The organism is Paracoccus sp. PAMC 22219, assembly GCF_000787695.1.
GTDB lineage: Bacteria > Pseudomonadota > Alphaproteobacteria > Rhodobacterales > Rhodobacteraceae > Paracoccus.
This window is the reverse complement of record NZ_BBPH01000030.1, coordinates 1-23,131: the sequence shown is the minus strand read 5'-3', so window position 1 is coordinate 23,131 and position 23,131 is coordinate 1. Positions and strand designations below refer to the sequence as shown.

The 23,131-nt window shown below is 58.9% G+C and carries 31 protein-coding genes and 1 pseudogene; 9 read left to right on the top strand and 23 right to left on the bottom strand.

Going from position 1 to position 23,131, the window contains the following annotated elements:
* From TY51_RS05045 to TY51_RS05020, 7 genes are all read left to right on the top strand, one after another.
* Window positions 1-912 (top strand): sensor histidine kinase (locus tag TY51_RS05045; RefSeq protein ID WP_156117887.1); only part of this gene is annotated, 912 nt, incomplete at its 5' end.
* A 6-nt stretch (window positions 913-918) separates the two neighbouring features.
* Complete coding sequence (locus TY51_RS05040; protein WP_042246703.1) at window positions 919-1,275, top strand: response regulator; 357 nt, start codon at window positions 919-921, stop codon at window positions 1,273-1,275.
* 132 nt (window positions 1,276-1,407) lie between these two features.
* Window positions 1,408-2,562 (top strand): GAF domain-containing protein, encoded by a 1,155-nt coding sequence (locus TY51_RS20090; protein ID WP_197054648.1) that lies wholly within the window; start codon window positions 1,408-1,410, stop codon window positions 2,560-2,562.
* Window positions 2,481-3,398: an HWE histidine kinase domain-containing protein gene (locus TY51_RS05030; protein WP_197054647.1), complete on the top strand. Its 918-nt coding sequence runs from the start codon at window positions 2,481-2,483 to the stop codon at window positions 3,396-3,398. Before TY51_RS20090 ends, TY51_RS05030 begins: the two co-directional genes overlap by 82 nt.
* Window positions 3,399-3,412: 14 nt before the next feature.
* Entirely contained in the window at window positions 3,413-3,796 is a 384-nt protein-coding gene (locus TY51_RS05025; RefSeq protein ID WP_042246701.1) for a response regulator, read from the top strand.
* 266 nt (window positions 3,797-4,062) lie between these two features.
* On the top strand, window positions 4,063-4,485 hold the full coding sequence (locus TY51_RS21680) for a response regulator (RefSeq protein WP_156117885.1): 423 nt from the start codon (window positions 4,063-4,065) through the stop codon (window positions 4,483-4,485).
* 68 nt (window positions 4,486-4,553) lie between these two features.
* Window positions 4,554-4,829 carry a transposase gene (locus TY51_RS05020; RefSeq protein WP_373960376.1) on the top strand — a complete coding sequence of 92 codons (276 nt, stop codon included), beginning with the start codon at window positions 4,554-4,556 and terminating at the stop codon, window positions 4,827-4,829.
* 264 nt (window positions 4,830-5,093) lie between these two features.
* On the opposite strand, the gene TY51_RS20820 is transcribed toward TY51_RS05020, so the two are convergent.
* The gene (locus TY51_RS20820) at window positions 5,094-5,486 is read right to left on the bottom strand and encodes a BLUF domain-containing protein (protein WP_081994712.1); all 393 of its coding nucleotides are present in this window, start codon (window positions 5,484-5,486) and stop codon (window positions 5,094-5,096) included.
* Between the two features lie 114 nt (window positions 5,487-5,600).
* Here TY51_RS20820 and TY51_RS05015 point away from each other — a divergent pair, with 114 nt between their 5' ends.
* Entirely contained in the window at window positions 5,601-6,422 is an 822-nt protein-coding gene (locus TY51_RS05015) for a sulfite exporter TauE/SafE family protein (RefSeq protein WP_042246698.1), read from the top strand.
* A gap of 613 nt (window positions 6,423-7,035) precedes the next feature.
* Window positions 7,036-7,164, top strand: a pseudogene (locus TY51_RS24160) (MFS transporter); the annotation flags it as partial.
* 129 nt (window positions 7,165-7,293) lie between these two features.
* Here TY51_RS24160 and TY51_RS05010 read toward each other — a convergent pair.
* The 22 genes from TY51_RS05010 to TY51_RS23175 all read right to left on the bottom strand — a co-directional run.
* A complete protein-coding gene (locus TY51_RS05010; protein ID WP_042246697.1) occupies window positions 7,294-7,491 on the bottom strand; it encodes a heavy-metal-associated domain-containing protein in 198 nt (65 codons plus the stop codon).
* Window positions 7,492-7,512: 21 nt separating this feature from the next.
* Window positions 7,513-9,846 (bottom strand): heavy metal translocating P-type ATPase, encoded by a 2,334-nt coding sequence (locus TY51_RS05005; RefSeq protein WP_042246695.1) that lies wholly within the window; start codon window positions 9,844-9,846, stop codon window positions 7,513-7,515.
* Window positions 9,847-9,916: 70 nt separating this feature from the next.
* Window positions 9,917-10,402 (bottom strand): DUF305 domain-containing protein, encoded by a 486-nt coding sequence (locus tag TY51_RS05000; protein ID WP_042246693.1) that lies wholly within the window; start codon window positions 10,400-10,402, stop codon window positions 9,917-9,919.
* Between the two features lie 163 nt (window positions 10,403-10,565).
* A complete protein-coding gene (locus TY51_RS04995) occupies window positions 10,566-11,327 on the bottom strand; it encodes a MauE/DoxX family redox-associated membrane protein (RefSeq protein ID WP_042246691.1) in 762 nt (253 codons plus the stop codon).
* A gap of 9 nt (window positions 11,328-11,336) precedes the next feature.
* Window positions 11,337-11,792: a DUF411 domain-containing protein gene (locus TY51_RS20815; RefSeq protein WP_231558913.1), complete on the bottom strand. Its 456-nt coding sequence runs from the start codon at window positions 11,790-11,792 to the stop codon at window positions 11,337-11,339.
* Window positions 11,789-12,250: a Cu(I)-responsive transcriptional regulator gene (gene cueR, locus TY51_RS04985; RefSeq protein ID WP_042246686.1), complete on the bottom strand. Its 462-nt coding sequence runs from the start codon at window positions 12,248-12,250 to the stop codon at window positions 11,789-11,791. The genes TY51_RS20815 and cueR overlap by 4 nt, the downstream gene beginning before the upstream one ends.
* Before the next feature lie 135 nt (window positions 12,251-12,385).
* Window positions 12,386-12,871, bottom strand: coding sequence for a DUF305 domain-containing protein (locus TY51_RS23935; protein ID WP_042246683.1), 486 nt, complete (start codon window positions 12,869-12,871; stop codon window positions 12,386-12,388).
* A gap of 355 nt (window positions 12,872-13,226) precedes the next feature.
* Complete coding sequence (locus TY51_RS04975) at window positions 13,227-13,508, bottom strand: copper-binding protein (protein WP_042246680.1); 282 nt, start codon at window positions 13,506-13,508, stop codon at window positions 13,227-13,229.
* Window positions 13,509-13,525: 17 nt separating this feature from the next.
* Window positions 13,526-14,005, bottom strand: a complete 480-nt coding sequence (locus TY51_RS04970; protein WP_042246678.1) for a plastocyanin/azurin family copper-binding protein — start codon at window positions 14,003-14,005, stop codon at window positions 13,526-13,528.
* A 34-nt stretch (window positions 14,006-14,039) separates the two neighbouring features.
* Window positions 14,040-15,407 carry a multicopper oxidase family protein gene (locus tag TY51_RS04965; RefSeq protein WP_042246675.1) on the bottom strand — a complete coding sequence of 456 codons (1,368 nt, stop codon included), beginning with the start codon at window positions 15,405-15,407 and terminating at the stop codon, window positions 14,040-14,042.
* Window positions 15,404-16,774, bottom strand: a complete 1,371-nt coding sequence (locus TY51_RS04960; protein ID WP_231558912.1) for a TolC family protein — start codon at window positions 16,772-16,774, stop codon at window positions 15,404-15,406. Before TY51_RS04960 ends, TY51_RS04965 begins: the two co-directional genes overlap by 4 nt.
* Window positions 16,775-16,803: 29 nt before the next feature.
* The gene (locus tag TY51_RS04955) at window positions 16,804-17,022 is read right to left on the bottom strand and encodes a hypothetical protein (RefSeq protein WP_042246668.1); all 219 of its coding nucleotides are present in this window, start codon (window positions 17,020-17,022) and stop codon (window positions 16,804-16,806) included.
* Window positions 17,023-17,094: 72 nt separating this feature from the next.
* Window positions 17,095-17,502, bottom strand: a complete 408-nt coding sequence (locus TY51_RS04950) for a hypothetical protein (protein ID WP_042246665.1) — start codon at window positions 17,500-17,502, stop codon at window positions 17,095-17,097.
* A 114-nt stretch (window positions 17,503-17,616) separates the two neighbouring features.
* Window positions 17,617-18,150 (bottom strand): murein L,D-transpeptidase family protein, encoded by a 534-nt coding sequence (locus TY51_RS04945; protein WP_373960371.1) that lies wholly within the window; start codon window positions 18,148-18,150, stop codon window positions 17,617-17,619.
* 26 nt (window positions 18,151-18,176) lie between these two features.
* A complete protein-coding gene (locus tag TY51_RS04940; protein ID WP_373960379.1) occupies window positions 18,177-18,653 on the bottom strand; it encodes a DUF411 domain-containing protein in 477 nt (158 codons plus the stop codon).
* A gap of 61 nt (window positions 18,654-18,714) precedes the next feature.
* On the bottom strand, window positions 18,715-19,194 hold the full coding sequence (locus tag TY51_RS04935; protein ID WP_042246660.1) for a cytochrome c: 480 nt from the start codon (window positions 19,192-19,194) through the stop codon (window positions 18,715-18,717).
* Window positions 19,191-19,319, bottom strand: coding sequence for a hypothetical protein (locus tag TY51_RS23930; protein WP_255351382.1), 129 nt, complete (start codon window positions 19,317-19,319; stop codon window positions 19,191-19,193). The genes TY51_RS04935 and TY51_RS23930 overlap by 4 nt, the downstream gene beginning before the upstream one ends.
* 238 nt (window positions 19,320-19,557) lie before the next feature.
* Complete coding sequence (locus TY51_RS04930) at window positions 19,558-19,899, bottom strand: hypothetical protein (protein WP_156117884.1); 342 nt, start codon at window positions 19,897-19,899, stop codon at window positions 19,558-19,560.
* 134 nt (window positions 19,900-20,033) lie between these two features.
* Window positions 20,034-20,309 carry a type II toxin-antitoxin system mRNA interferase toxin, RelE/StbE family gene (locus TY51_RS04925; protein WP_081994710.1) on the bottom strand — a complete coding sequence of 92 codons (276 nt, stop codon included), beginning with the start codon at window positions 20,307-20,309 and terminating at the stop codon, window positions 20,034-20,036.
* Complete coding sequence (locus TY51_RS20810; RefSeq protein WP_081994709.1) at window positions 20,302-20,595, bottom strand: type II toxin-antitoxin system RelB/DinJ family antitoxin; 294 nt, start codon at window positions 20,593-20,595, stop codon at window positions 20,302-20,304. The genes TY51_RS04925 and TY51_RS20810 overlap by 8 nt, the downstream gene beginning before the upstream one ends.
* Before the next feature lie 800 nt (window positions 20,596-21,395).
* Window positions 21,396-22,406: an NAD(P)-dependent alcohol dehydrogenase gene (locus TY51_RS04920; protein WP_231558911.1), complete on the bottom strand. Its 1,011-nt coding sequence runs from the start codon at window positions 22,404-22,406 to the stop codon at window positions 21,396-21,398.
* 535 nt (window positions 22,407-22,941) lie between these two features.
* The coding region (locus TY51_RS23175) for a hypothetical protein (protein ID WP_231558910.1) at window positions 22,942-23,131 on the bottom strand (190 nt) is incomplete at its 5' end.

The following is a 23,131-nucleotide window of genomic DNA, read 5'->3' as shown; positions in this document are numbered from 1 at the left end:
CCTCAATGGACCAGTTTCACAGGGCAGAGCGAAGCCGAGAGCCACGGGTCCGGCTGGCTGGACTGCGTCCATCCCGATGATCGTGATGAGGCAGTGGCAAGCTGGCGGGAGGCAGTAAGCGACGGGCGCTATGTTGCCGACTATCGGCTTTGCGAAGCCGCATCCGGAGAGTATCGCTGGTTTCAGACCCGGGCACTTCCTGTGCGCAACGAGACCGGTGAGATCATCGAGTGGTTGGGCACCTCGACCGATGTCAACGATTTGCGCTTCATGCAGGAACGTCAGGAGGTCCTTGTTACCGAACTCCAACACCGGACATTCAATCTCCTGGGTACGGTGCAAGCCATCGCGGACACGACACTTCGCTCCAGCAGTGGACTTGATGATTTCAGGCTTAAGTTCCGGAACCGGATAAACGCCATTGCGCGCGTGCAGCGACTGCTTTCACGGCTCGCCGACACCGATCGGGTAACGTTTGACGAACTCATCAGCAGTGAGTTTGCCGCCATGGGGTCGGACGAGGAGATCAGGTCCCGCGTGACGCTGGATGGTCCATCAGGGATCGCCCTCCGCTCCAGTACCGTGCAGACATTTGCGATGGCGTTACACGAGCTGGCAACGAACGCACTCAAATACGGCGCGCTGAAGCAGTCCGGTGCCAGTCTCAGCGTCAAATGGACCGTTGATACCGACACTGATGACCGACCCTGGCTGCATGTTGATTGGCACGAAAGAGGCGTTGCCCTTCCCGCATCCAATCCGAACCATTTGGGATGGGGGCAGGGGAGAACCCTTATCGAGCAGGCCCTCCCCTATCAGCTTGGCGCCAGAACAACCTACGAAACAGGACATGATGGCATTCGTTGCACCATTGCGCTTCCTGTTTCCTCATTGAGAAAATCGAAGGGATGAGCGTAAATGCTGGATGATTGCCACATTCTTGTCGTCGAGGACGAATTCTTTCTGGCTCAGGAAATGAAGCAGGATCTAAAAGACGCCGGTGCGGTGGTGCTTGGCCCCGAACCATCCGTGGATCGCGCCTTGGCTCGTATCAGCAAGGAACCTCGAATTGATGTGGCAGTACTGGATGTCAATCTTGGAGGCGAAAAGGTTTTTCCTGTCGCTGATGAATTGGCTGCCAGAAATGTTCCATTCCTGTTTGTTACCGGATACGAGAACATGGTGATCCACTCGCGTTACCCTCACGTCCTCAAGTTCAATAAGCCGACCGACATTCAGCACCTGATCACGGCGCTCAAGCGGCTGCTTGCATGAGGCTGCTCATCGCGGTGCCTGAAAATGGACGCCCACCCTCGGTGGCCACCCTTGGGTCTTTCGTTGAAAGCGAAATGGATCGATATGCATGAATTGCCTCGCAAGCGAGCGGCTACAGACGCGGTTGATGTGATGAACGAGGCCGATCGTCTCGATGCGCTGCACGCATACGGCATTCTCGACACCGCATCGGAAGTTGGTTTCGACGACATCGTCCGCCTTGCTACGCGGCTCTGTGATACCCCGGTTGCGCTGATCAGTCTGGTGGACGCCGACCGGCAATGGTTCAAGGCCAGGGTTGGCTTTGAACCCTGCGAGACACCGATTGAACAATCCGTTTGTAAGCACGTTTTTGGGCAGCATGACCTGCTGGTCATTTCCGACCTGACGCTGGACGTCCGAACCCGGTCAAATCCGCTGGTTCTGGACGACCCGCATCTGCGTTTCTATGCCGGCGCGCCCTTGGTTACGCCGAAGGGGCTGGTGCTTGGAACCATCTGCGTCATCGACCATGTCGCGCGTCCCGGAGGGCTGACTGATGTTCAGGCCGATGACCTGAGAGCGCTGGCTCGACAGATCATGACGCTCCTGGAGATGCGACAGTTAATTGCCAGCCGCGATGACATGCTCCTTGACGCGGAAAGCCACCGAAAAAAGTCAGAGCATGAGCATCTGGAATTGTCGGCCATGTTTGAGCAGACACCAAGCTTCATGGCGCTCCTGAAAGGCCCCAATCACGTCTTCAAACTGGTCAACCCCGCCTATTGCCGGCTGGTCGGAAACCGGCAGCTTATCGGCAAGTCTGTTGCTGAAGCCCTGCCAGACGCTGCAGAGCAAGGATACATGAACCTGCTCGACGAAGCCTATCGATCGGGGCGCTCTTTTACGCAAACGGGCGCACGTTATGCGATTCAAGCAGATCCTCATTCCCCGGTCGATGAACGGTTCGTTGATTTTGTTTGTCAGCCGACCCGGAACGAGAAAGGGATCGTGACCGGCATCTTCGTGGAGGTTCGGATGTCACAAAGCATGTCCGCCAAACCAGACGCACGTCGGCTCTTGCCGATCTCAGCGAGCAGCTGCGCAATCTGTCTGATGCCAATGACATCGCAAGCGCTGCCGCAGAGTGCCTGGCCCAAGCCATCGGCGGCAGCTGTATCGGTTTTGGAAAGGTCGATCTGGAGCACGAAAAGATCGAGGTTCCGGTGGATTGGCGCGGCGCCTCTGGCGTCAGCGTGGTCGGATCCCACCACTTCAGATCATTCGGCTCCTATGTTGAGAATTTGAAACGCGGTGAGACTGTCGTCATTCCAGACGTCGAGAGGGACCCCCGGACAGCCAGCCAATCCGGTGAGCTTGAGGCCATCCACTCCAGATCCCTCCTGAACTTGCCGATCATGGTGCGCGGTGTTCTCGACACGGTCATCTTTGTTCTCAATGCCCAGGTGCGGGAATGGACGTCGGACGAGATCGACTTGGTGCGGCAAGTCGGGGACCGGGCGCACGGGGCGATTGCCCGTGCACGGGCCGAGCAGGAGCAACACATCCTGAACGAAGAACTCAGCCATCGCATGAAGAACACGCTGGCGATCGTCCAGGCCATCGCCACTCAGACGCTTCGGGAGGTTTCCGAAAGGGACGCCGTGTCTGCGCTGACCCAACGCATCGGGGCGTTGTCCCGCGCTCATGATGCTCTCCTGAAGACGCGTTGGGTCTCCGCGGCGCTGGAGGACGTGGTCAAGGCGACGTTGGCCGCGTTTGATCAGGCGGGTCGGTTCCACTTGGAGGGTCCGTCCCTTCAGATCGGACCCCGGGCCACATTATCCCTGTCCCTTCTTCTGCATGAGTTGGCCACAAATGCGATCAAGTACGGCGCTCTGTCCGTTCAGGAGGGGCAGGTGGCGATCACCTGGAGCGTCGAGAAGGGTGCCAAGGAGGACATTTTGCGCATGAGCTGGACCGAAACCGGAGGCCCTTCGGCTCATTCGCCATCTGGCCAAGGGTTCGGATCGAGACTGATCGGCATGGGATTGATTGGAACCGGCGGCGTTGAGCTTGGTTACAACCCTGCGGGCCTGATCGCGTCGATGGAAGCCCCGCTGTCTCAGATGCAGCAGCCCTGAGGCGGAAAGATCCAATGGCACAGTATGCTCCCTTGAAACGCCAGCCGGTATTGGTCGTCGAAGATGAACCGATCCTTCGAATGGCCGCACTCGATATGGTCACGGACGCAGGTTTTGATGCTATCGAGGCAACCGACGCAACCGATGCGATCAGGATCCTTGAATCACGTCCTGATATCCGCATCGTCTTCACCGATGTCGATATGCCGCGTGGTGTGGATGGTCTCAAGCTGGCATCGCTTATTCGGGATCGCTGGCCGCCCATCCACGTCATCGTGACTTCTGGAAAGGTGGAAATCGGCAGGATGAAGCTGCCGGCCGATTGCGTGTTCTTCGGCAAGCCCTACGACGAAAGGCGGGTGGTCGCTGAAATGCATCGGATGAGCGTGATTTGCTGATGCGCGGGGCACGATAGGCGTCCTACCAAAGCAAATCGTGTGTCGAATTTGCCTGACCTTCATGGAGACAACCCATTGAGAAACAGGAAGACGTTGTACGGGCCGCGGGAGCAGCCCGACACCAGAGTTTCGACGTGGAGTGGTACGGCTGACGCTCTCCAGTGGCGACAACCGCCACTGCACGATGACACGTACTGTCAGGTCAGGCATTCCGGCAGGAAGATATCATAGACGTACATCCACCTCAAACCTCTGAGCCAGATGCCATGAGATATAAAATCTTGATTGTCGAAGATGAGTATTGGACTGCGCAATCCCTGATGTCAGAAGCGCACGACCGGGGTGCATCCGTAATAGGACCTGTCAGTTCAGTTCCCGGTGCGATCGAATTGCTGTCGGGGCAGATATTGCCGGATGTCTGCATCCTGGATATTCACCTGCGCAATGAGGAAGTGTTTCCATTGGCAGATGCCCTGCGAAGAATGGGCATTCCGTTTGTCTTTGCGACCGGTAGCGACAGGGGCGAACTCCCATCCCGTTTCTCCGATATTCCCCATCTGCTCAAAATGTACTCCGTGAAGGATGGCTTCGAAGGGGCATGCGTGGAGGCGGCCTTGGCATTGGTGACACCAGAAAATGCCGGCTCAATCGCAGACATGTGCCAGTCCTCAGGTCGAGAGGAAAGATAGGTCACACTTGCTGAAAGATGCTAACAATAAATAGTTATCTTCCGGCACTCGGACGGGCTGCAGACCTTTTGCGCGACGGCCGTGTTGAGATCGACTGCAAGAATGTGGAGAACCTGATCAGACCGATTGCCCTGACCAGAAAGAAGGCACTCTTCGCCAGCCATGACGAGGGCCGTCGATCTTGGGCGCGCATCGCATCTTTTATCGCCATCGCAACGATTAACAGTATCGAGCCCTTTGTCTACCTGAAGGCAACCTTGGAAGCCGTGGCCGCCGTGGACGCCGGTCACCCGCAAGCAAGGATCGACGATCTGCGGCCCGGGAACTTCAGGCCGTCAAGCTGAAAGCAGATGAGGAGGCGCCGCCGTTTACCCGGGAATGCTCCTTGAACATTGAGAGTTCTCGTCAGGAGATAGGTTGCTGTGGCCGCAAGGGCCGACTGCAATGCCCGCCGCATCATGTCTGGCCCGAAATAGCGGGAGCTGCGGATGGATGTCATCAGCTAACTGATCCAGTTATCTGTCTGGTCCAGGCAGTAAAATAATACCGGCCACTTTCGCGAACCTGACCAAGACACTGAATATGATCCATGTACAGGGAAAGGGGGGTCAATTGGTGAGCGCCATCTCGAGACACAGACTTACAATTTCGCCCTCGGATATATGAGCAGGGTTAAAATCACCGTTGACCATATAACGCAGCATGACGTCTCGTTCGACGCTGTGCATGCTCCATGCAGGAAAGAGATTAGTCTGAACGTCTCCAGCAAATATAATATTTATCTTCTGATGCCGGGGATCATTCATGATGCGCGTAATGCATGCCGAAACTGCAGTCCGTTCACCTTCTAAGATCTGGAAAAAATCCTCCTCGCATACAATTAGAGCTCCGGTGATTCCATCTCGTTTATTATTTGAAAGAGATACGTGAAGAATGTCTTCGAGAACGCCTGCAGCCAAGCCAGAGTGGTTTGAAGCATAAGCAAGCCGAGCAAGTGTCATGGTATTCTTCCTTTATGTTCATCTCTCGGGGTGGCCCCCTCTAACCTGTCGTGGAATATCGATGAAAACTAGTGTCTTGTCGGCTTAGTGACCTCTTCTGGCGGACCCCTCAGGATGATTGAAGCACCCGACCTTCTTGTGATCGGCCTTCTTCTGGTCATGGCCGGGGCAGCAGTGGGGTTCCTCGCCGGTCTGTTTGGCGTCGGCGGGGGTGCGGTTTCCGTCCCCGTGCTCTATGAGGCATTCGGGGCCATGGGCTACGATCCGGCTGTGCAGATGCCTTTGGCCGTGGGCACGTCCCTAGCTCTGATCGTACCCACATCCCTGCAGTCGGCACGTGGCCATTATCTGCGTGGGGCGATCGACATGCCTGTCTTACGCCGGTGGGCTTTGCCCATCCTGATCGGCGTCATGGCGGGATCTATCGTTGCGCGTCATGCCGACCCATGGGTGTTCAAGCTGGCGTTCATTTTTGTGGCCGGAGTCGTTTCGATCAAGATGCTGCGCGGGGTCGGTTGGACGATCGCCGCGTCGCTTCCCGGGCGCGGCATCATGAGCGCTTATGGCAGTGGCATTGGCTTTGTCTCGTCACTGATGGGCATCGGCGGGGGCGCGGTATCCAACCTGATCCTGTCGCTATACGCCACGCCGATCCATCGGGCGATTGCCACATCCGCCGGCGTCGGTGTCCTGATTTCAGTTCCTGCTGTCTTTGGCTATATTTATGCGGGGTGGGGAAAGCCAGGTTTGCCGCAGGATGCCCTCGGCTATATCTCAATCCTGGCATTCTTGTGCCTTCTACCGACATCTCTTCTCACCGCTCGACTTGGTGTCGCCGTTGCACACCGATTGCCCAAGCGACGGCTGGAGGTGCTGTTCGGTCTGTTCCTGCTGACGGTCTGCCTGCGTTTCGTTTATGATGTCTTGATGGTCTAACAGGCGAGGCTCCGGGCCGAAGACCGATCGCCTTCACGAAAAATCGCGACTGGCTACTGTCGACTGAGATCTCGCACGAGGTCATTGCAGCCATCATGGGCATGATGATTACTTGGATTTTTTTGTCAGGCGGCATGTGCGCCCAGCATCTGACTGGTGCAAAGGGTTCGGTAGCGCTCCGTCATCACATACTTTCAAAGCGGCATTTCCGCCGCCTTGGTGACCTTGATCGCAATCGCCGCACCAATCGGATGTCCGGGTCTATCATTTCAGCGTCGGGGAGTGAGCTGCGGATAAGAGTTGTTCCGGGGGTCAGCTTTGCTGGATCGAACTTCCTAGCTTAATGTGTTAGATCTCACTGCAAAATTTCTGGATGCCCCCAGAACTATCCCCGGAAAGTGTGGATAACTTGGCGGCTCATCCGATGGCTTTGTAACCAAGGCTCTGCTAAGGCACACCCGGCACAAAATAGCTAAGAATCTTGAGTGAAAAACTGTCTTTGTTCCATAACATAGCTTATAAAATTTCTTGGTGACGCGGGGGGGGTCTATTCTGAAATGCGACAAGCCATGATTTATTGGTGTTTTCAGATCGAGGATCTCCCCCGTGATGTCGCATCTCAGGGGGCATCCGCATTCATCTGGCCACGCCCCGTCTGCGCGGATTGCTGGCGCTGACCATGGCCGCCGCGGCGGCGGCCATGGTCCTGGTCAACTCGGTCATGCTGGTGCGGGGTACGCTTGATAACCTACAGCCTCGTGTCTGGATAAGCACGAATGAGGTATGAGCATGATACATTTTGATAAGGCAGATGGGCCAGTCGCCTGATACGCCCATTGCGGCGACTGAACATCCGGCCCAACACTTTAATTCAGGCCAGAGTGGCGGGGTATCCTGCTGCGGCCAGTGCCACTTGAAGGTTGTCCGGCTTAGCCCGGCTTTCCAAAGCGATCGTTCGTAACGCCATGTCGAACTCGATCTGTGCCTCGGGGTCGATTGCATGGATGGTCTTTTGCACCGTTGCCTTGCAGTGGCCGCAGCTCATGTTGGGAATATTGAATGTCGTCATTTGTTTTTCCTTTTTGCTTTCTTACAGATCCACCCGCCGCAGGCGGAGGGCGTTGGTAATAACCGAAACGGAGGACAGGCTCATCGCCGCAGCTGCGATCATCGGTGACAGCAAAGTCCCGGTGATGGGGTAAAGCAGACCTGCCGCAATTGGCACGCCAAGCGCATTGTATGCGAAGGCGAAGAACAGGTTCTGCTTGATGTTGCGCAATGTCGCCCGCGCCAGCTTGCGTGCCCGGACGATGCCCATCAGGTCACCACCCAGAAGGGTTATCCCGGCGCTTTCCATGGCCACGTCCGCGCCCGTGCCCATGGCGATGCCGACATCGGCAGCGGCCAGTGCGGGCGCGTCGTTCACCCCGTCTCCCGCCATGGCGATCTTGTGTCCCTCGCGGCGCAACTGGTCGATCAGGTCTTTTTTGGCTTCCGGAAGGACACCTGCGCGGACTTCGTCGATGCCGAGCTTGCTCGCCACAGCCTGTGCCGTGCGCTCGTTGTCACCCGTCGCCATGATGACGCGCAGCCCCTGTGCGTGGAGTTCGCGGATCGCTTGCGCGGTACTTTCCTTGATTGGGTCGGCGACCGCCACGATGCCGGCCAGGGCACCATCGACAGCGATGAACATTGCCGTCTTGCCCTCGGCGCGCAGGGTATTGGCCTTCGCCTCGGCCGTGCCAGTGTCTAGTCCCATCTCCTGCATCATCGCCGCGTTGCCGAGCGCCACTACCCGTCCGCCAACCGTGCCGCGCACGCCTTTGCCGGTGACGGCTTCAAAATCCACTGCCTCTTGTCGCCCCGCGCCCTGCGCTTCGGCGCCTTCGACGATCGCTTCGGCCAGCGGGTGTTCCGAGCCGCGCTCGAGCGCTGCCGCCAGGGACAGCAAGTCCGCTTCGGTCCTGTCCCCCAGCACCACGGTATCCGTCAGCTTTGGCTTGCCCATGGTCAGCGTGCCGGTCTTGTCGACAATCAGGGTATCGACCCCCGCCATCCGCTCCAGCGCTTCGGCATCCTTGATCAGCACACCCGCCTGTGCGCCCCGCCCCGCCGCGGTGGTGATCGATATCGGCGTGGCCAGCCCAAGGGCGCATGGGCAGGCAATGATCAGGACTGACACGGCCGAGGCAATGGCAAAGACCAGCGAGGGCTCGGGGCCGAAAATTAGCCACACGAGGAAGGCTAAGATTGCGATACCGACCACCGTTGGCACGAACACTGCCGAGACCCGGTCGGCCATCCCCTGGATCGGGGCACGGGACCGCCGCGCGTTCGAGACCATCGCCACGATCTGCGCAAGAACCGTGTCGGCGCCGACCTTGCCCGCTTCGATCACGAGGCTGCCGTTCTTGTTGATCGTGGCCCCGGTCACTGCATCGCCTGAACTTTTCTCCACCGGCATCGACTCGCCGGTCAGCATGCTCTCGTCCAGGGATGAGCGGCCCTCGATCACTATGCCGTCCACCGGCACCGCATCGCCCGGGCGCACGCGGAGCCGGTCACCTTCCATGATGTTTTCCAAAGGCGCGTCATATTCCGAGCCATCCGGCAGGATACGCCGCGCGGTCTTTGGTGCGAGATCGAGCAGCGCTCGAATAGCATCCCCAGTGCGTTCTCGTGCCCGCAATTCCAGAACCTGACCCACGAAGACCAAAGCCACGATCACCACGGCCGCCTCGTAGTAGGTGCCGACACCATGACCCATTCGGTAGGCATCGGGAAATACGCCGGGCAGGAAAGTCGCGACGAGCGAATAGAGATAGGCCGCGCCCACGCCAAGACTGATCAACGTCCACATGTTCGGTGATCGGTTCAAAAGTGAATCCCAACCACGCCTGAAGAATGGCAAAGCGGCCCAGAGGATGATTGGCGTCGCCAGAGCGAATTCGAGATAGCTTGCGACCTGATGACCAATCCAGTCCCGCACCGGCAAAGCGACCAATTCGCCCATTGTCAGGATGATCAGCGGCACTGCGGCGGCGGCTGAAATCCACATCCGGCGTGTGAAGTCTGTCAGTTCTTTGCTCGGCTCGTCCGAGGGCAGCATGGGTTCAAGCGCCATCCCGCAGATCGGGCAGTCGCCTGGCACATCGCGGACAATCTCCGGGTGCATCGGACAGGTATACTGAGCGTTGGCCGGAGCAGCCTTTTTCTGTCCTGCGGCTCTGCCTGAAGCGTAGAACCAAGGATCTGCCTTGAACGTGGTCTTGCATTTCTCCGAACAGAAATGAAACGTCTTGTCTCCAAACATCGCTCGACGTCCGTCAGGCTTGACCGCAACCGTCATCCCGCAGACCGGGTCCTTGGCCGTCTCGGTCCCCGCAGGGATGTCGGGCGTCGCGTGATGATGATCGTGGTCCATAGCGTACCAACTTTCTACTGATTTTCGTCCATCTAAGATGCCCGGCGAGTGACACCCTCATTTGAGTGCTTCAGTTAGCCTCGACGCGGCGAGTGCCTGCGGGAGCGTCGCCATTCGCCTCGATATCGGCGATGTACCTTTTCATTTCTGCGATCTCGTTGCGCTGCGCCTCGATGATCGCGTCAGCAAGGTCCCGGACCCTTGGATCGGAAATATCCGCGCGCTCACTGGTCAGGATGGCGATGGAATGGTGAGGGATCATTGCCTTCATCCAAGCAAGATCCTCGACCGTCTCCTGGCTTCGCACCAGCCAGAGGGACAGAACGAATGCCAAGCCGGCGCCCACGAAGATCGCAATGTTTTTCTTCCGATCGGAATACATGCCCAACATGAAGGCGAGCATGATGACCGCCATGACCGATCCCATGTAAATCGCCATCCACATGCGGGTCTGCGAAAACGCGATGTGATCAATCGAATAGGTATTGAGGTACATCAGCCCATACATGACGATGGTCGAGGTCGCGATCATCGCGAAAAACCGGCCATATCCCATGATATGTCTCCGTTTCTATTTTAGGTTTCTCTTGAAGCCGGAACATTGAGGCTGTGCCTCATGGTCGGAATGATCCGATTTTGTATTCGGCTACAGGCTCAGTAGAATTTTTCGCCTGTAGCCGTTTGCGCTGCAAAGCGCGGCTCTCTATCGAATAGCGTGGTCAATGCCCGAGCATCGTAACCTTGATCAGCATCCAGATGGCCATGGCGATCATCATCAGGTTCTCGGTCAGCGAGACGAAGCCGAGGGGCACGTTGCTGTCACCCCCGACGCAGGCGCATTTGATCTCTCGCTTGTCGATGTAGACCGCCTTGTAGACCGACACGGCGCCGATGGTGCCGATGAACAGGGCGACCGGGATCGACAGCCACATCAGCGCGCCCGCGACCATCAGGATGCCCGCCAGGCCTTCGGCGAAGGGATAGACGTATCCGTAACGGACCCATCTCTGCGCGAGCAGATCATAGTTCAGGAACATCGTGGCAAAGCTTTCCACGTCTTTCAGCTTTTGCAGGGCCAGGAGACACATCGCGAAGGCCACGAACCATTCGGCCGCAGCAATGGTGATCAGCTGACCGAACGCCGCCCAACTGGTTGCCAAGGCCATGGCTGCCGCCATGGCGAACAGGGCGATCACTGGCCGATAGGTCGTCGCGGTCTTGTCGCGGACGGTCTTTCCGAAGTGATGCCGAAGATCGTCATAGCCACCGATCCGCTGGCCGCCGATGAAGGTCTGCGGCGTGGTCTGGACGTCATGCCGCTCCTTGAAGGCATCGACCTCGGCACGGGTCGTCAGATGATGGTCCTCGACGCGATAGCCCTGACGATTCAGCAGATCGAGCGACTTGAGCCCGTAGGGGCACATGTGCTTTGTCATCACCATGCGGTGGAGGGTGGCAGTCCTGGACGCTGCAGGTGTCATGGGGAAACCTCAATACCTTGCGAAGACGCTGTTGCCGGAATCGCCCCAGAGAATGACCTCGAAAGGCTCGGAATGGCCGCCCATTTCCATGCCGGGCGAACCGATCGGCATGCCAGGAACGGCCAGACCACCCGCATCAGGGCGCTGATCCAGCAAATTGCGGACGGCATCAGCCGGAACATGGCCCTCGATTACATAGCCTTCGACGAGGGCCGTGTGGCAGGACCGAAGAGATTGAGGAACGGCGTGCTCATCCTTGAAGGCCTCGACGTCGTCGGTCAGGGTTTCTTCTACTGTGAAACCGCTTTGCCGCAGATGATCGATCCAGGCTCCGCAACAGCCGCAATCGGGTGATCGAACCACCGCGATTAGAGTGTCTTGGGATGTGGACACCGCCCCCAGCACCGATGTTGCGGGAATGAGGACCGCGGCGAGCGTTCCGATGAACAGGCGTCTGTCGATCACGATGTGATCCTTTCGTTGATGTTGGCGTGGGGACCGGCATGATTTGAGCGTCTGCCCGAGGCAGGGAATGCTTCCGTTTCCAGATTATGCAGGATCGGGCAGTCCGGGCGCTCGTCTCCGGCGCAGGATCGCACCAGCGTCTCCAACGTGTCGGCCATGTCCTGCAGGTGGGTAATCTTGTGGCGGAGATCCTGGATCCGGGCTTGTGCCAGTGCTTTGACATCGGCGCTACGCCGGTCGGTGTTACGCCACAGATCCAACAGGTCGGTGATTTCGCTGATCGGAAAGCCCAGATCCCGCGACCGTGCAATGAACCGAAGCATGTGAACGTCTGCATCGGCGTAGTTTCGATACCCCGAGGCTGTGCGCGCAGCTAGGGGGATCAACCCGGTCTGCTCGTAGTAGCGGATCATCTTGGCCGATACACCCGAGAGGGCAGAGGCGTCTCCGATGTTCATGGGCTGGGCTCCGTTCGTTGTGCGGAACAGATATGGGGCTTCCCATCATGGGAAGGTCAAGGGCCGCCAGTGTTCTTTATGAGTGTCTTCCGGTTGAGAACCGCGCGGCGTCATGCCGCGCGGTTCAAGGCAGGCTCAGTTGGCGTTTTCAGCAAGCCACGTGGTCATCTGCTCCATCTCACCGACCTGGGCATCGATGATCTCTTGCGCGAGGGTGCGCATCTCATCGTCCTCGCCATGTTCGAGAAGCACCTCGGCCATGTCGATGGCACCCTGGTGATGGGCAAGCATGCCGCAAGCAAAGGCCACGTCGGCATCCTCGTTCATCATGCCGTCGTGCATGGCTGGCATCGTTACCATCATGCGACGCATGTTTTCCTGAACATGTTCCGGCATGGTTGCCAAATCCACGCCGCCCATACCCATCATGGCGCCCATGCCGTCAGACTGCGCATCGCCGCCCATCTGTGACCCGTCCATGCTTTCCGCGGGCATATCACTGGCGGGTGCAGCCATGGCGCACTGCTCAGGCATCTGGAATTCAGCGTCCTGAGCAAAGACGGGCGCAGTAAGGCTGGTCGCAGCAATCGCTGCGGCAATAAGGATCTTAACAGAACTCATCTCAGTCCTCCGTAAATTTGAGACATATGACGATGCTAAGCCTGTTCCTCAGAAAACTGAAACGTGCATGACGACATCATCGGGTTTTAACCCTGCTCTTCTCAGTTCCTTGTTCGACATGATACGCCCTGCCGGAACCGGTATCGTGTTTGTGGGGCGAGCCAGTCTTGACGAAGGCTCTGGTCTCTCCGGCGTGTTATCCACGGAAACTGATATTCCGCCCCCAGCATTTGGATTTGATCCTCTTGTGCTATGACTTCCTTCCTCAGCATAACCGACGCTTGCAGTGATACTGGCAGCCGCCAGTACGGACATGAACAACGTTCTCATTCTATAACCTCCAGCGCTTTCTGATTTATTCCAGAATTTCGGTAATGGTCAGCTTGCCGTTCACACGGTCAGCGGCGAAGCGGATGGCGGCACCCTCGCTGAGGCCATCGAGCATCTCAGGCTCCGCGACCTGGAAAACCATCTTCATGGCCGGCATATCCAGGTTCTTCAGCTCCTCATGATCGACGGTCACCTTGCTCCACTGGGTGTCGACCTTGGTGACGGTCCCATTGGTGATGTGTGTGTCAGCAAACGCGCCTCCAGCAGAAAGGATCAGCGCAGCGGCAGTCAGTTGGATAAGTTTCATGGTCAGGTCCTCGCGGTTCAGGATTCGGTGACGTTCAGGGGGCCGTGCATGCCGGACTCGTAATGACCCGGTATCAGGCAAGCGAATTCAAACTCTCCAGATTTTCCGAATGTCCAAAGGATCTCTCCGGTCTCACCAGGTTGCAGGCGGACAGCGTTCGGGTCGTCGTGTTCCATCTCCGGAAACTTCGCCATAACTTCCTTGTGCTCGGCATTGGTTTTGGCTGTGTCCATGACGAATTCATGCTCCAGCTCGCCATTATTGGTGATCACCAGACGGACGGTTTCACCTGGTGCGAAAGAGAGTTCCGAGGGCTCAAAGATCATCGTGCCCTCATCGGTTTCTCGCATCGAGATTTCGACAGATTCCATATCCGCGGCCCCTTCGGTAGCCGGGGCGCCCATCGCATATTCATCATGACCTCCCTCATGCGTGCCCTCTGCAAGTGCGAGGGCCGGGAAGAGAGTGACGAGAGTAGCCAGCATCAATGATTTCATTGTATTTTCCTTTATGGTGCTCGATAGGGTCAGATCAGCCCAACCGCTTGCCGCCGCGCGGCGTCAAAATGGTCGCGGGGCTGTAGTTGCTGGCATGCTCGGGCAACTCGCCCGTCCACTCCCATGCCTGCGTACCGGGAGGGTTCTCAAACCAACCCGGATCGGAATAGTCGTCAGGGGCGATGCCTTCGCGCACCTTCACGACAGAGAACATGCCGCCCATCTCGATCGGACCATGCGGACCCCAACCGGTCATCATCGGGATCGTGTTCTCGGGGATCTCCATGGACATCTCGCCCATATCCGCCATGCCGGCCGTGCCCATCGGCATGTAGCCGGGTTGGTGACGGCGGACCATGTCGGTGACACGGGACTTGTCGGCGCCGATGATCGTGGGCAACTCGTGCCCCATGGCGTTCATGGTGTGGTGCGACTTGTGGCAGTGGATCGCCCAGTCACCCAGATGCTCGGCGTTGAACTCGTAAGCCCGCATCGCGCCCACAGGGATGTCGATGCTGACCTCCGGCCAGCGCGCCTCCGGCCGCACCCAACCGCCATCGGTGCAGGTCACTTCGAAATCATAGCCGTGCATGTGGACGGGGTGGTTGGTCATGGTCAGGTTGCCGACCCGGACGCGGACCCGGTCGCCCCGGTTGACCACCAGGGGATCGATGTCCGGGAAGATGCGGCTGTTGAACGTCCAGAGATTGAAGTTGGTCATCTCGGCGACGCGTGGGATATAGGTGCCGGGGTCGATGTCATAGGCTGCCAGGAGGAAGGCGAAGTCCCGATCCACCGGCATGAAAGCTGGGTCGCGCGGATGCACGATGAACAACCCCATCATACCCATGGCCATCTGGACCATCTCGTCGGCATGGGGGTGGTACATGAAGGTCCCGGACTTCACGAGATCGAACTCGTAGACGAAGGTCTTGCCCGACGGGATGCCGGGATGGCTGAGGCCGGACACGCCGTCCATCCCGGAAGGCAGAATCATGCCATGCCAGTGAACCGAGGTATGCTCGGGGAGCCGGTTGGTCACATAGATCCGGACCCGCTCGCCCTCGATCGCCTCGATCGTGGGGCCGGTGGACTGGCCATTATAGCCCCACAAGCGCGCCACCATTCCATCCGCCATGATCCGCTCGACCGGCTCGGCGACAAGGTGGAACTCCTTGACGTTGCCGTTCATCCGATAGGGCAGCGACCAGCCATTCAGGGTGACGACCGGGTTGTACTCCAACCCGGTCGTGGGTCGCGGCGGCACCTGCGTATAGGGGCTGTCCGTACTGGCGGCTTCGGGCAGATCGCGAAAGCTGGTCTGCGCCTGACCCATGTTGACGGTCAAGGCTGCGGCCCCTGCCCCGATGCCCGCACCCATCAGTTGTCTGCGATTCATCATTCGTCCTCTCCATTGTCACTTGCGCCACCCCAGATCGCGGCGGTGGCATCCGCCTCGGCGAGCCAATAGTCGCGCTTCGCCTCGGCAGCGCTTAGCTGCGAGTCCAACCCTTCACGGGCATCGTTCAGAAGCTCGAAGGTAGAGGTCAGCATGCCGTTGTAGCTGAGCAGCGCCTGCTCATCGATTTCCCGGCGGAGCGGCAGGACCTGATCGCGCCAATGCAGGGCGATCTGATGCTTGCCCGTGACCGCCGTGTAGGCGGACCGTGCCTCGGACCTGGCATTGATTGCCGATTGCGCCAGCGTATTGGCCGAGCGCTGGTATTCCAGCTTGCCGCGCCGTGAAATCAGGCCGCTGGTGTCGTAAACCGGAATGCTGAACGCGACGTCGACGATAGGCGAGCGTTCGTTCTCTCCGTCTTCCCGCTCGATTTCCGCTCCGGCCGCAACCTCCGCGTCCGACAGCATCCGGGTCTGGCCGTTCAGCTTGTAGCGCGCGGCCACAGCCTCCAACTCCAAGCGGCCCGCAGCCAGATCGACGCGGTTTTCCAGTGCCATCCGCTCGATATTGGACCGGTTCGGTGCGCTGCCGGGAAGTGCCGGCAGGCTGTCGGGAACATAGAACTCTGTCCCTGTGCCCCACAGGCCCAGCAGGCGAACCAGTTTTTCCTTGGCTATCTGTGCTTCCAGCCTTGCCTCGGCCCGTTCGGCTGCCAGCTCAGCATTGAACACGTGCTCCCGTGCCTGATCGGCACGGCTCAGCGCGCCTGTTTCGCCAAGCTGAGTAGCCAATTCGGATGCCGCATCGGCCGCGCCTTGGGCGCGCCCGACAAGCCCGGCGGCCTCGAACGCACCCACTGCCTCGATCCAGGTCCGGCGGGTCTCATGGGCCAGCGCCAGGGTCTCGCCCGCGGCGGCCAGTTGAGCTTGCCGGAATTCCAGATCGGCTGCCCGCGTGCGGGATTTTTTCGTGACCGCATCCAGGATAGACGATGCCACGGTGCCCTCCACGGACCGGGTGACATCACCGCTGACCAGCCCGGACACGGAGATGCCGACGCTCGGCACCGGTCCGAGGGCCGTCTCCCACAGGTCTGCCGCAGACATGCCCAAGTCGGCATAACTGGCCTGCAGGCCGGGGTTGTTCAGAAGCGCCACCTGTACGGCCTGTTCGGCACTGATCGTCTTGCCCTGAACGATGGCGCGCACGCGTTGCGCATGGGCCTGCCGTTCAGCCGGGGTCTGAAGCCAGGCTGCCTCTGCCCCCGTCGCCTGCCGGGAGATCCCGGCAACGGTCTCGAACCCCGCCCGCTCGCCGCGGGCCTTGCTCATGGTCGCCGTATCCGCGCATGCCGTCAGCAGCAGCATTGCGCCCATCGATAGTCCCAATGCCGTCTTCATTCGACACCCGGGCCTTGGGCATTGTTCAGATCGGTCCAGTTTCCCGGCTCCTGAACGCTGCGGCTTCGATAGGTGACGGCGGGACCAGCCTGCAGGGTCGAGACCGGCGACGCGGTATCCGCGACAGCCACGAGCCCGGATGACGTATCCAGAGGCGCCAGCGGGGCGCAAGCCGCCGCAACGAGCGGCATCGCAGCCGCAAACAGAAGTTTCATGTGATGAATCCGCTTTTAGATCAGAAGGATGGTCGCCGCGGCCTGTTCAGGCGTCGGCTTGCAACGTTCGGATCAGGCCCGCGGAGGGCGGCGCAGTCCTTCGGAGACGGTCAGTTCCACCAGCGGGGCCGTGCGGATGGCATCAATCGTCTGGCTGATCAAAAAGGCCTCGGCCACATCGCTGGAACTCAGAAATGCTGTAACCGGGCAGGCATGGGCCTTGCAGTGCGATCCATGTCCTTCGGAAGACGTGTCTTCGTCATGCACATGGTCTTCGACAACGACAGTGTTCTGGAATGAGTGGTCTGAACTGTCACCTGTGAGGTGCTTTGTATGATCGCCCCACCCATCGGCGGACGCGGCCGTCAACATCATGTCGCATTTTAGATCCATCGACGCGTTTCCAGCGGATGCAGTGACGCCCATCGAGACCAAGGTCACGATGAAGATCATAGCAAGCTGGCGCAGGACGTGGATCATAGGTGTTGTCTAATAGGGTCAAAGTTAGACATCAATGAATTTCCAGCGCCTTGCGCAGGAATGTTACCACCTCGGCCATCTGTTGCCGTTGCTCGAACGTGATCATTCAGAGCCCTATGCATAGAGCATCACCGGGACACCCGGCTGCAGCATTGCGTAGACGTCTTCGATCTCTTGATCCGTCAATGCTAGACAGCCCGCAGTCCAATCGCGATTTCGTGGTGCGAGTGCGTTTCCTTCCGGACCCCGCCCGTGGAACATGATGTCGCTCCCTGCACTACGACCAAACTGTGCGGCGTAAGCCTTGTCCTGTTCGTTGGGGTAGGAAATGCCGACAGACAGGTGATACCTGCTGCGCGGGTTGAAGCGGTCGATGAAATACAGCCCCTCGGGCGTCTTTCCGTCGCCTTCGAACTGCTTGGGACCGACCGGCTGGTTGCCCAGCCCAAAATCATAGGATCGCAAGACTGTCTGGCCGTTCAGCAGGTGCATCCGGCGTTGGCCCTTGTAGACAGCCACCTGTGTTACCGGCGGGCCGGAGTATCGCTTGAATTGCGGTGCAGGGGCCGAGCTGGGCCCTGACGATCCGCATGCAGCAAGGGATGCGAGCATAGCCAGCGACGCATGTCGACGATTAAAGGTCATCATAGAGAGAGCTCCTTGGAGATCATGCTTTAGGCCGGCGCAGCGGCGTATCGGTTGAATGTTGTGTGGCTTCCATCCTTGAGCACGAGCAGGACATCATAAGCCTCACGGTGGCTTTCCGGGCCCATTCCGGGGCTGCCATAGGGCATGCCCGGAACGGCCAGGCCAAGGGCGTCAGGGCGCTCTTGAAGCAGTTTGCGGATATCGGTGGCTGGAACATGTCCTTCCACAAAATAGCCCTCGGCCAAGCCGGTGTGGCAAGACGTGAGGTCGATGGGCACGCCGAGGTCGATCTTGTGCTGCATGAGAAGCGTGCCGAAACGCTCCTCCCTCGTGACCTGAAAGCCGGCATTCTGAAGGTGCTTTGTCCATTGCCTACAGCATTCGCACCCCCTGCCCTCCACGACATGAATGGCGGTGGAAACGAGAGGCAGCTGCCCAAATGCAGGCAGCGCGGTTGCGGCGGCGGCGGCACACAACACGAAGCGACGCGTGATAAGGTTCAACGGCGATCCCCCCAGAAAAGGCGCCCAGGAGCCGCCGACTGGCTTGTGGATTTTGCTGCGATCATTCTTCCGGTCCCTCACGGTCGGAGACCTCGGCCTGATACTCGTATTGACGCTTGGGCCATGTGCTTTTGATGTAGGCCAGGGTGGCGCGGATTTCCGCATCCGTCAGAATGCCCTCGAAGGCCGGCATGTCGCTTTCATAGCCAGGCACGACACCACTGACCCCCAGCTTTGTCAGCGCGAACAGCTGACTGTCGGAGTGGTGCCATGTATGCCCTGTTTCGTCGTGGGGCGGTGCCGGCATCCGCCCGTTCTCCAGCGTACGTTTCCAGTCGGGCTGTCCTTCCAGATCCGGGCCGTGGCATGACGCGCAATTTTGCGCGTATAGTTCTTTTCCTTGTTCTATTTCTTGGGCGGTTACTGGAACGCCCAGAAAAGCAGCTTCCGCCCTTTCGGACCGATTGGCTTGCGCGAAAGCCGCCACGGCCGCCACACCGGCAAATGACAGGCCAGCGAGCATCAAGACCCGCAATTTCATGCCGGTCCCCGCAGGTACTTGAGAAGGGCAGCGATGCCCAGGACCAGGAGGGCCAGGGCGAGAAGCGCAAAGAGTCCGCAGCTCAGCATCATCATGCCCGTCATGGGGCTATTCATCATTGTCATGCCGTTTCCCTCAGAAGAGGGTGGTCAAGCCATTCTTCGCAAGCCGCATTGACGGCAGAAATCTCAAGGAAAAACTCAGTGCGTAGAGCTGCATGCAAACTCTGCTGCATAGGACACCTGACTATCTGGATTTGAAACGGGACTGCGGACCTAAAGGGATTCAGCAGTCCTGGCAGCGAGCGAGCTCAAGGGGGCAAAACCTTGTGCGCACGCGTCGCCTGCCACAGCGGCAGTCAAATCAGATGAAGGGGCGTGGGGGGCTTCGTAACGGCAGCCAATTCAGGTCACTGAACATGACATCGGCAACCTGCCGCTTCGAGAGGCGCCGAGCGTGTCTGAGATCAGAGGTCTGAAATTCAGGAACCGGGACGAAGCCCCCCGCCGCACAGATCAGATTGCAGCCCGCCGTTCCAATTTCACCCCTGTCGCTGCAATCCAGGCATTCGGACATGCCGAAATGTGCCATTGCCATCATGCCGTCATCGGGCGCTGACGCGGCAGTCGCCGGCGCGGGCATCATCGATCCAACCGCAAAGACGGTGAAGGCGACAAGAAGGAGAGCCCGCAGATAGTTCTTCATGACTATCGAGTTAGCCGCATGTTGCAAAAAATCTACGACAAGGTGATCGCGTTGCCGTGACCGGAACAGGATGGATCTGCCCGGGGCGCTGCCGCTGAGCCAGCGCCCGCCCTTGTCTTTCGACCGATCGCTTGTCAGGGCCACATCTGCGCGGCATGAAGCACGCGTAGGATCGTCACGACAGACGGCGTCTCAGCATAGATGACAATGTAGTTCGGGCGAACGACCAACTCACGTGTTCCCTGAACGCGTCCTGACCGGCACCGCTTGGGATGCATTGGAAGTTGCGCAACCTTCCCCTGAATTTCCTCCATCAGAGCAAGAGCAGCATCAGGATTGTCATCCGAGATATAGTCGACAATTGCCATGAGGTCGGCGACCGCGAAGGTGTTCCATTCGAGTTCAGGCACCCCGTTTGCCGTCGATCAATGCCCGGGCGTCACACATGACCTGGTCATGTGGAACGCCAGGCCGGGTGTCTGTCAGCGCTTCCTGCACCTTCGCACGAAACCAGCTATCATAGCTTTCAGGATTTGCAGTCAGACCGGCCGGCAGACCCCCTTCAGCCGCCACACGGGTCAGCAGGATACGGACTGCGTCTGATAGGGTCAGGCCTACACCTGCCAGTGCGCTACTGGCCTCTGCCTTGAGATGATCGTCCACTCGGACATGCAGCATTGAGGTATGGGTGGGCATTCAAGTCTCCTGTGTATCTCATATGAGATACACAATGACATAGGAGGATCAAGACTTGTTTGGCCTCATCTGGCTCAGCAGTGTGGAATGCTGCTTCAAGAATGAGATGGAAGGCATTGTAGGAACCATCATTATCGCTTTATCCCCGATATTACCCCCGAAAATTGTGGATAAGTCCTCAACGTCCGGTGGCTGAAAGATGTTATTGGCCGAAATTTAGGTCAACCAAGGTGCCTGATCAGAACTAGTCAGGCCATTCGTGCCTTTGGCATAGAAAGCTGACCTTGGGATGGTGCGGGAGCATCGATGCGCAGAGCCCAGAGCCGCCCTTCGCGCTGTCTGCAACGAATGCAGTCGCTGCAGAAGATTACGGCCCAAAGCTGACTTTCTTTGGCAATCGCAACACTGCAGCGCAGCGTCGTCAGATCGGCCATTCGTGCAGGACGCAGCATCACCAAATGTCGCTGCTGACCATAGGCACGATCATGGGCAGCAATGTGCCTGTGGGGCTAGAGGACAGCTTATCCTCGGTCGGGGAAAGCTGGCGCGGACCTGCGCTGAACAGGTCCACAAGATCAGGCGTGTCCTTTCAGAGTTCTCGCTTGATATTGCGACGCCGGCGGACGTCCTTGAAATGCTGGCGCTGCGAGGATCGGGGCCGGGATAGATCCTGCCCATTTTCCGTCCGACACCGGATCCTGCCTTGGGACCGGATTCCCAGCTCGCAGCCTGCGCAGGACGCGGGCTGCGATGGCCCGTTGAATCCGCCAGTCTGCTGGCAACCGGCGGCTGTCGGACCTCTACATTGTCAAGACGATCTTGCCGAAATGGGCGCCGGATTCCTCGTGCCGGAACGCCTCGGCAATTTGGTCTAGCGGAAAGCTGCAATCGATCACCGGGCGAATACCCGTGCTTTCGAGGGCGCGAATGAAATCCATCTGCATAGCGCGGCTGCCGACGATCAGTCCCTGCAAGCGTTGCTGCCGGGACATCATCGCCGCTGTCGGCACCTCGCCCGATGCGCCCGTCAGAACACCGATCAACGAGATGTGCCCGCCGATCCGGCATGCCTTGATCGACTGGGGTAGGGTGCCGGGCCCGCCGACCTCGATGACATGATCGACGCCGCGGCCCTGGGTCAGGGCCTGCACGCTTGCGCCCCACTCGGTGTCGGTCCGGTAATTGATCGTATGCGCGACACCCATGTCACGCAGCCGTGCCAGCTTCTCGTCTGAGGACGAGGTCGCGATCACCTCTGCGCCCATCGCGACCGCCAGCTGCGCCGCAAAAATCGACACGCCCCCGGTCCCAAGGGTCAGGACCGTATCGCCTGCCTTCAGCCCACCATTGACGATAAGCGCACGCCACGCGGTCAGACCAGCCGTCGTCAGCGTCGCGGCCTCGGCATGGCTGTAGCCTGCCGGGGCCTTCGTGAACGCCCCTGCCGCGCGGACGGCAACCTCGCAGGCAAAGCCGTCAATGCCATCGCCTGGCGTTCCCGCAAAATCGGCGACAGGGGGCGGTCCGTCGGACCATTGCGGGAAAAAGCACGAGACGACATGATCGCCTGTTCGAAACTCGTCCACACCTTTGCCGATCGCCTCGACAATGCCAGCCCCATCGGACATCGGCACACGGCCATCCTGCGTCGGCATACGCCCCGAGACGACGCCATAATCATGAAAATTCAATGAGGACGCATGGATCCGCACACGGATCTGCCCCGGGCCGGGCTGGCCCGGATCGCCAAGATCGACAATCCGCAGCCGATCCAGCCCGCCAGGACGCTCGAGTTTGATCGCTTTCATCATTGATCCTTCCATCTATGCCCACTGCGGCATTTCCCCACCCCTAGCACCCGTCCGCCCGGGACTGAACGTCAATCCGCCTTAGCGGCGCCTCTATTGTCTGAGATTAGCGACTCATGCTCCGCTTAAAGGCCGTCGACTCACCACGACAAGCCGCCGTCGAGAGCTGGCCTTAATGGCGCGGCGACATCGCGTAGTGCATAGCAATGGTGGCGAATAGATCCAGCACGACGATCTCGGCACGAGAGCTTGAAGCATGCCAAGATAAATTCTGCGACTACCCCGCCGCGCCGCCATCAGTCGATCTTGACCCTTTGCGGCGGTCCCCATTACGGGCGCTGTCGGGGTGGTGAGTGGCCGCTTCGATGAAGTGCTGCAGATGTTTTGTTGCACCACCGACAGGCTGCTTACCGCCCTTTGTGTCGGACCAGGCGCCAACCGTGCTGCGCTGTGGCTGAATGACCGCTTCGGCGTGCTCGAGCCTTTGGTTCGCCGCATCGCCGTCAGGCCGCTTCCCGCCCTTCGCGTCGATGCAGTCTTACGGCCATGAGGCTGCTTTCCAAAAAGGTATGGTGATAACAGTAACCGCCAATCCCGATGGCAGCCCGTGAGTGTCAAGAAAAAACGTCATTTTGACCTTTTGTCGGACCAAAAGGTCATACTGCTTTCCTCGGTAGGCAAATGCAGTGACATGCCGCAGATCTAAAGCTGCAACGCGGATCAACGAA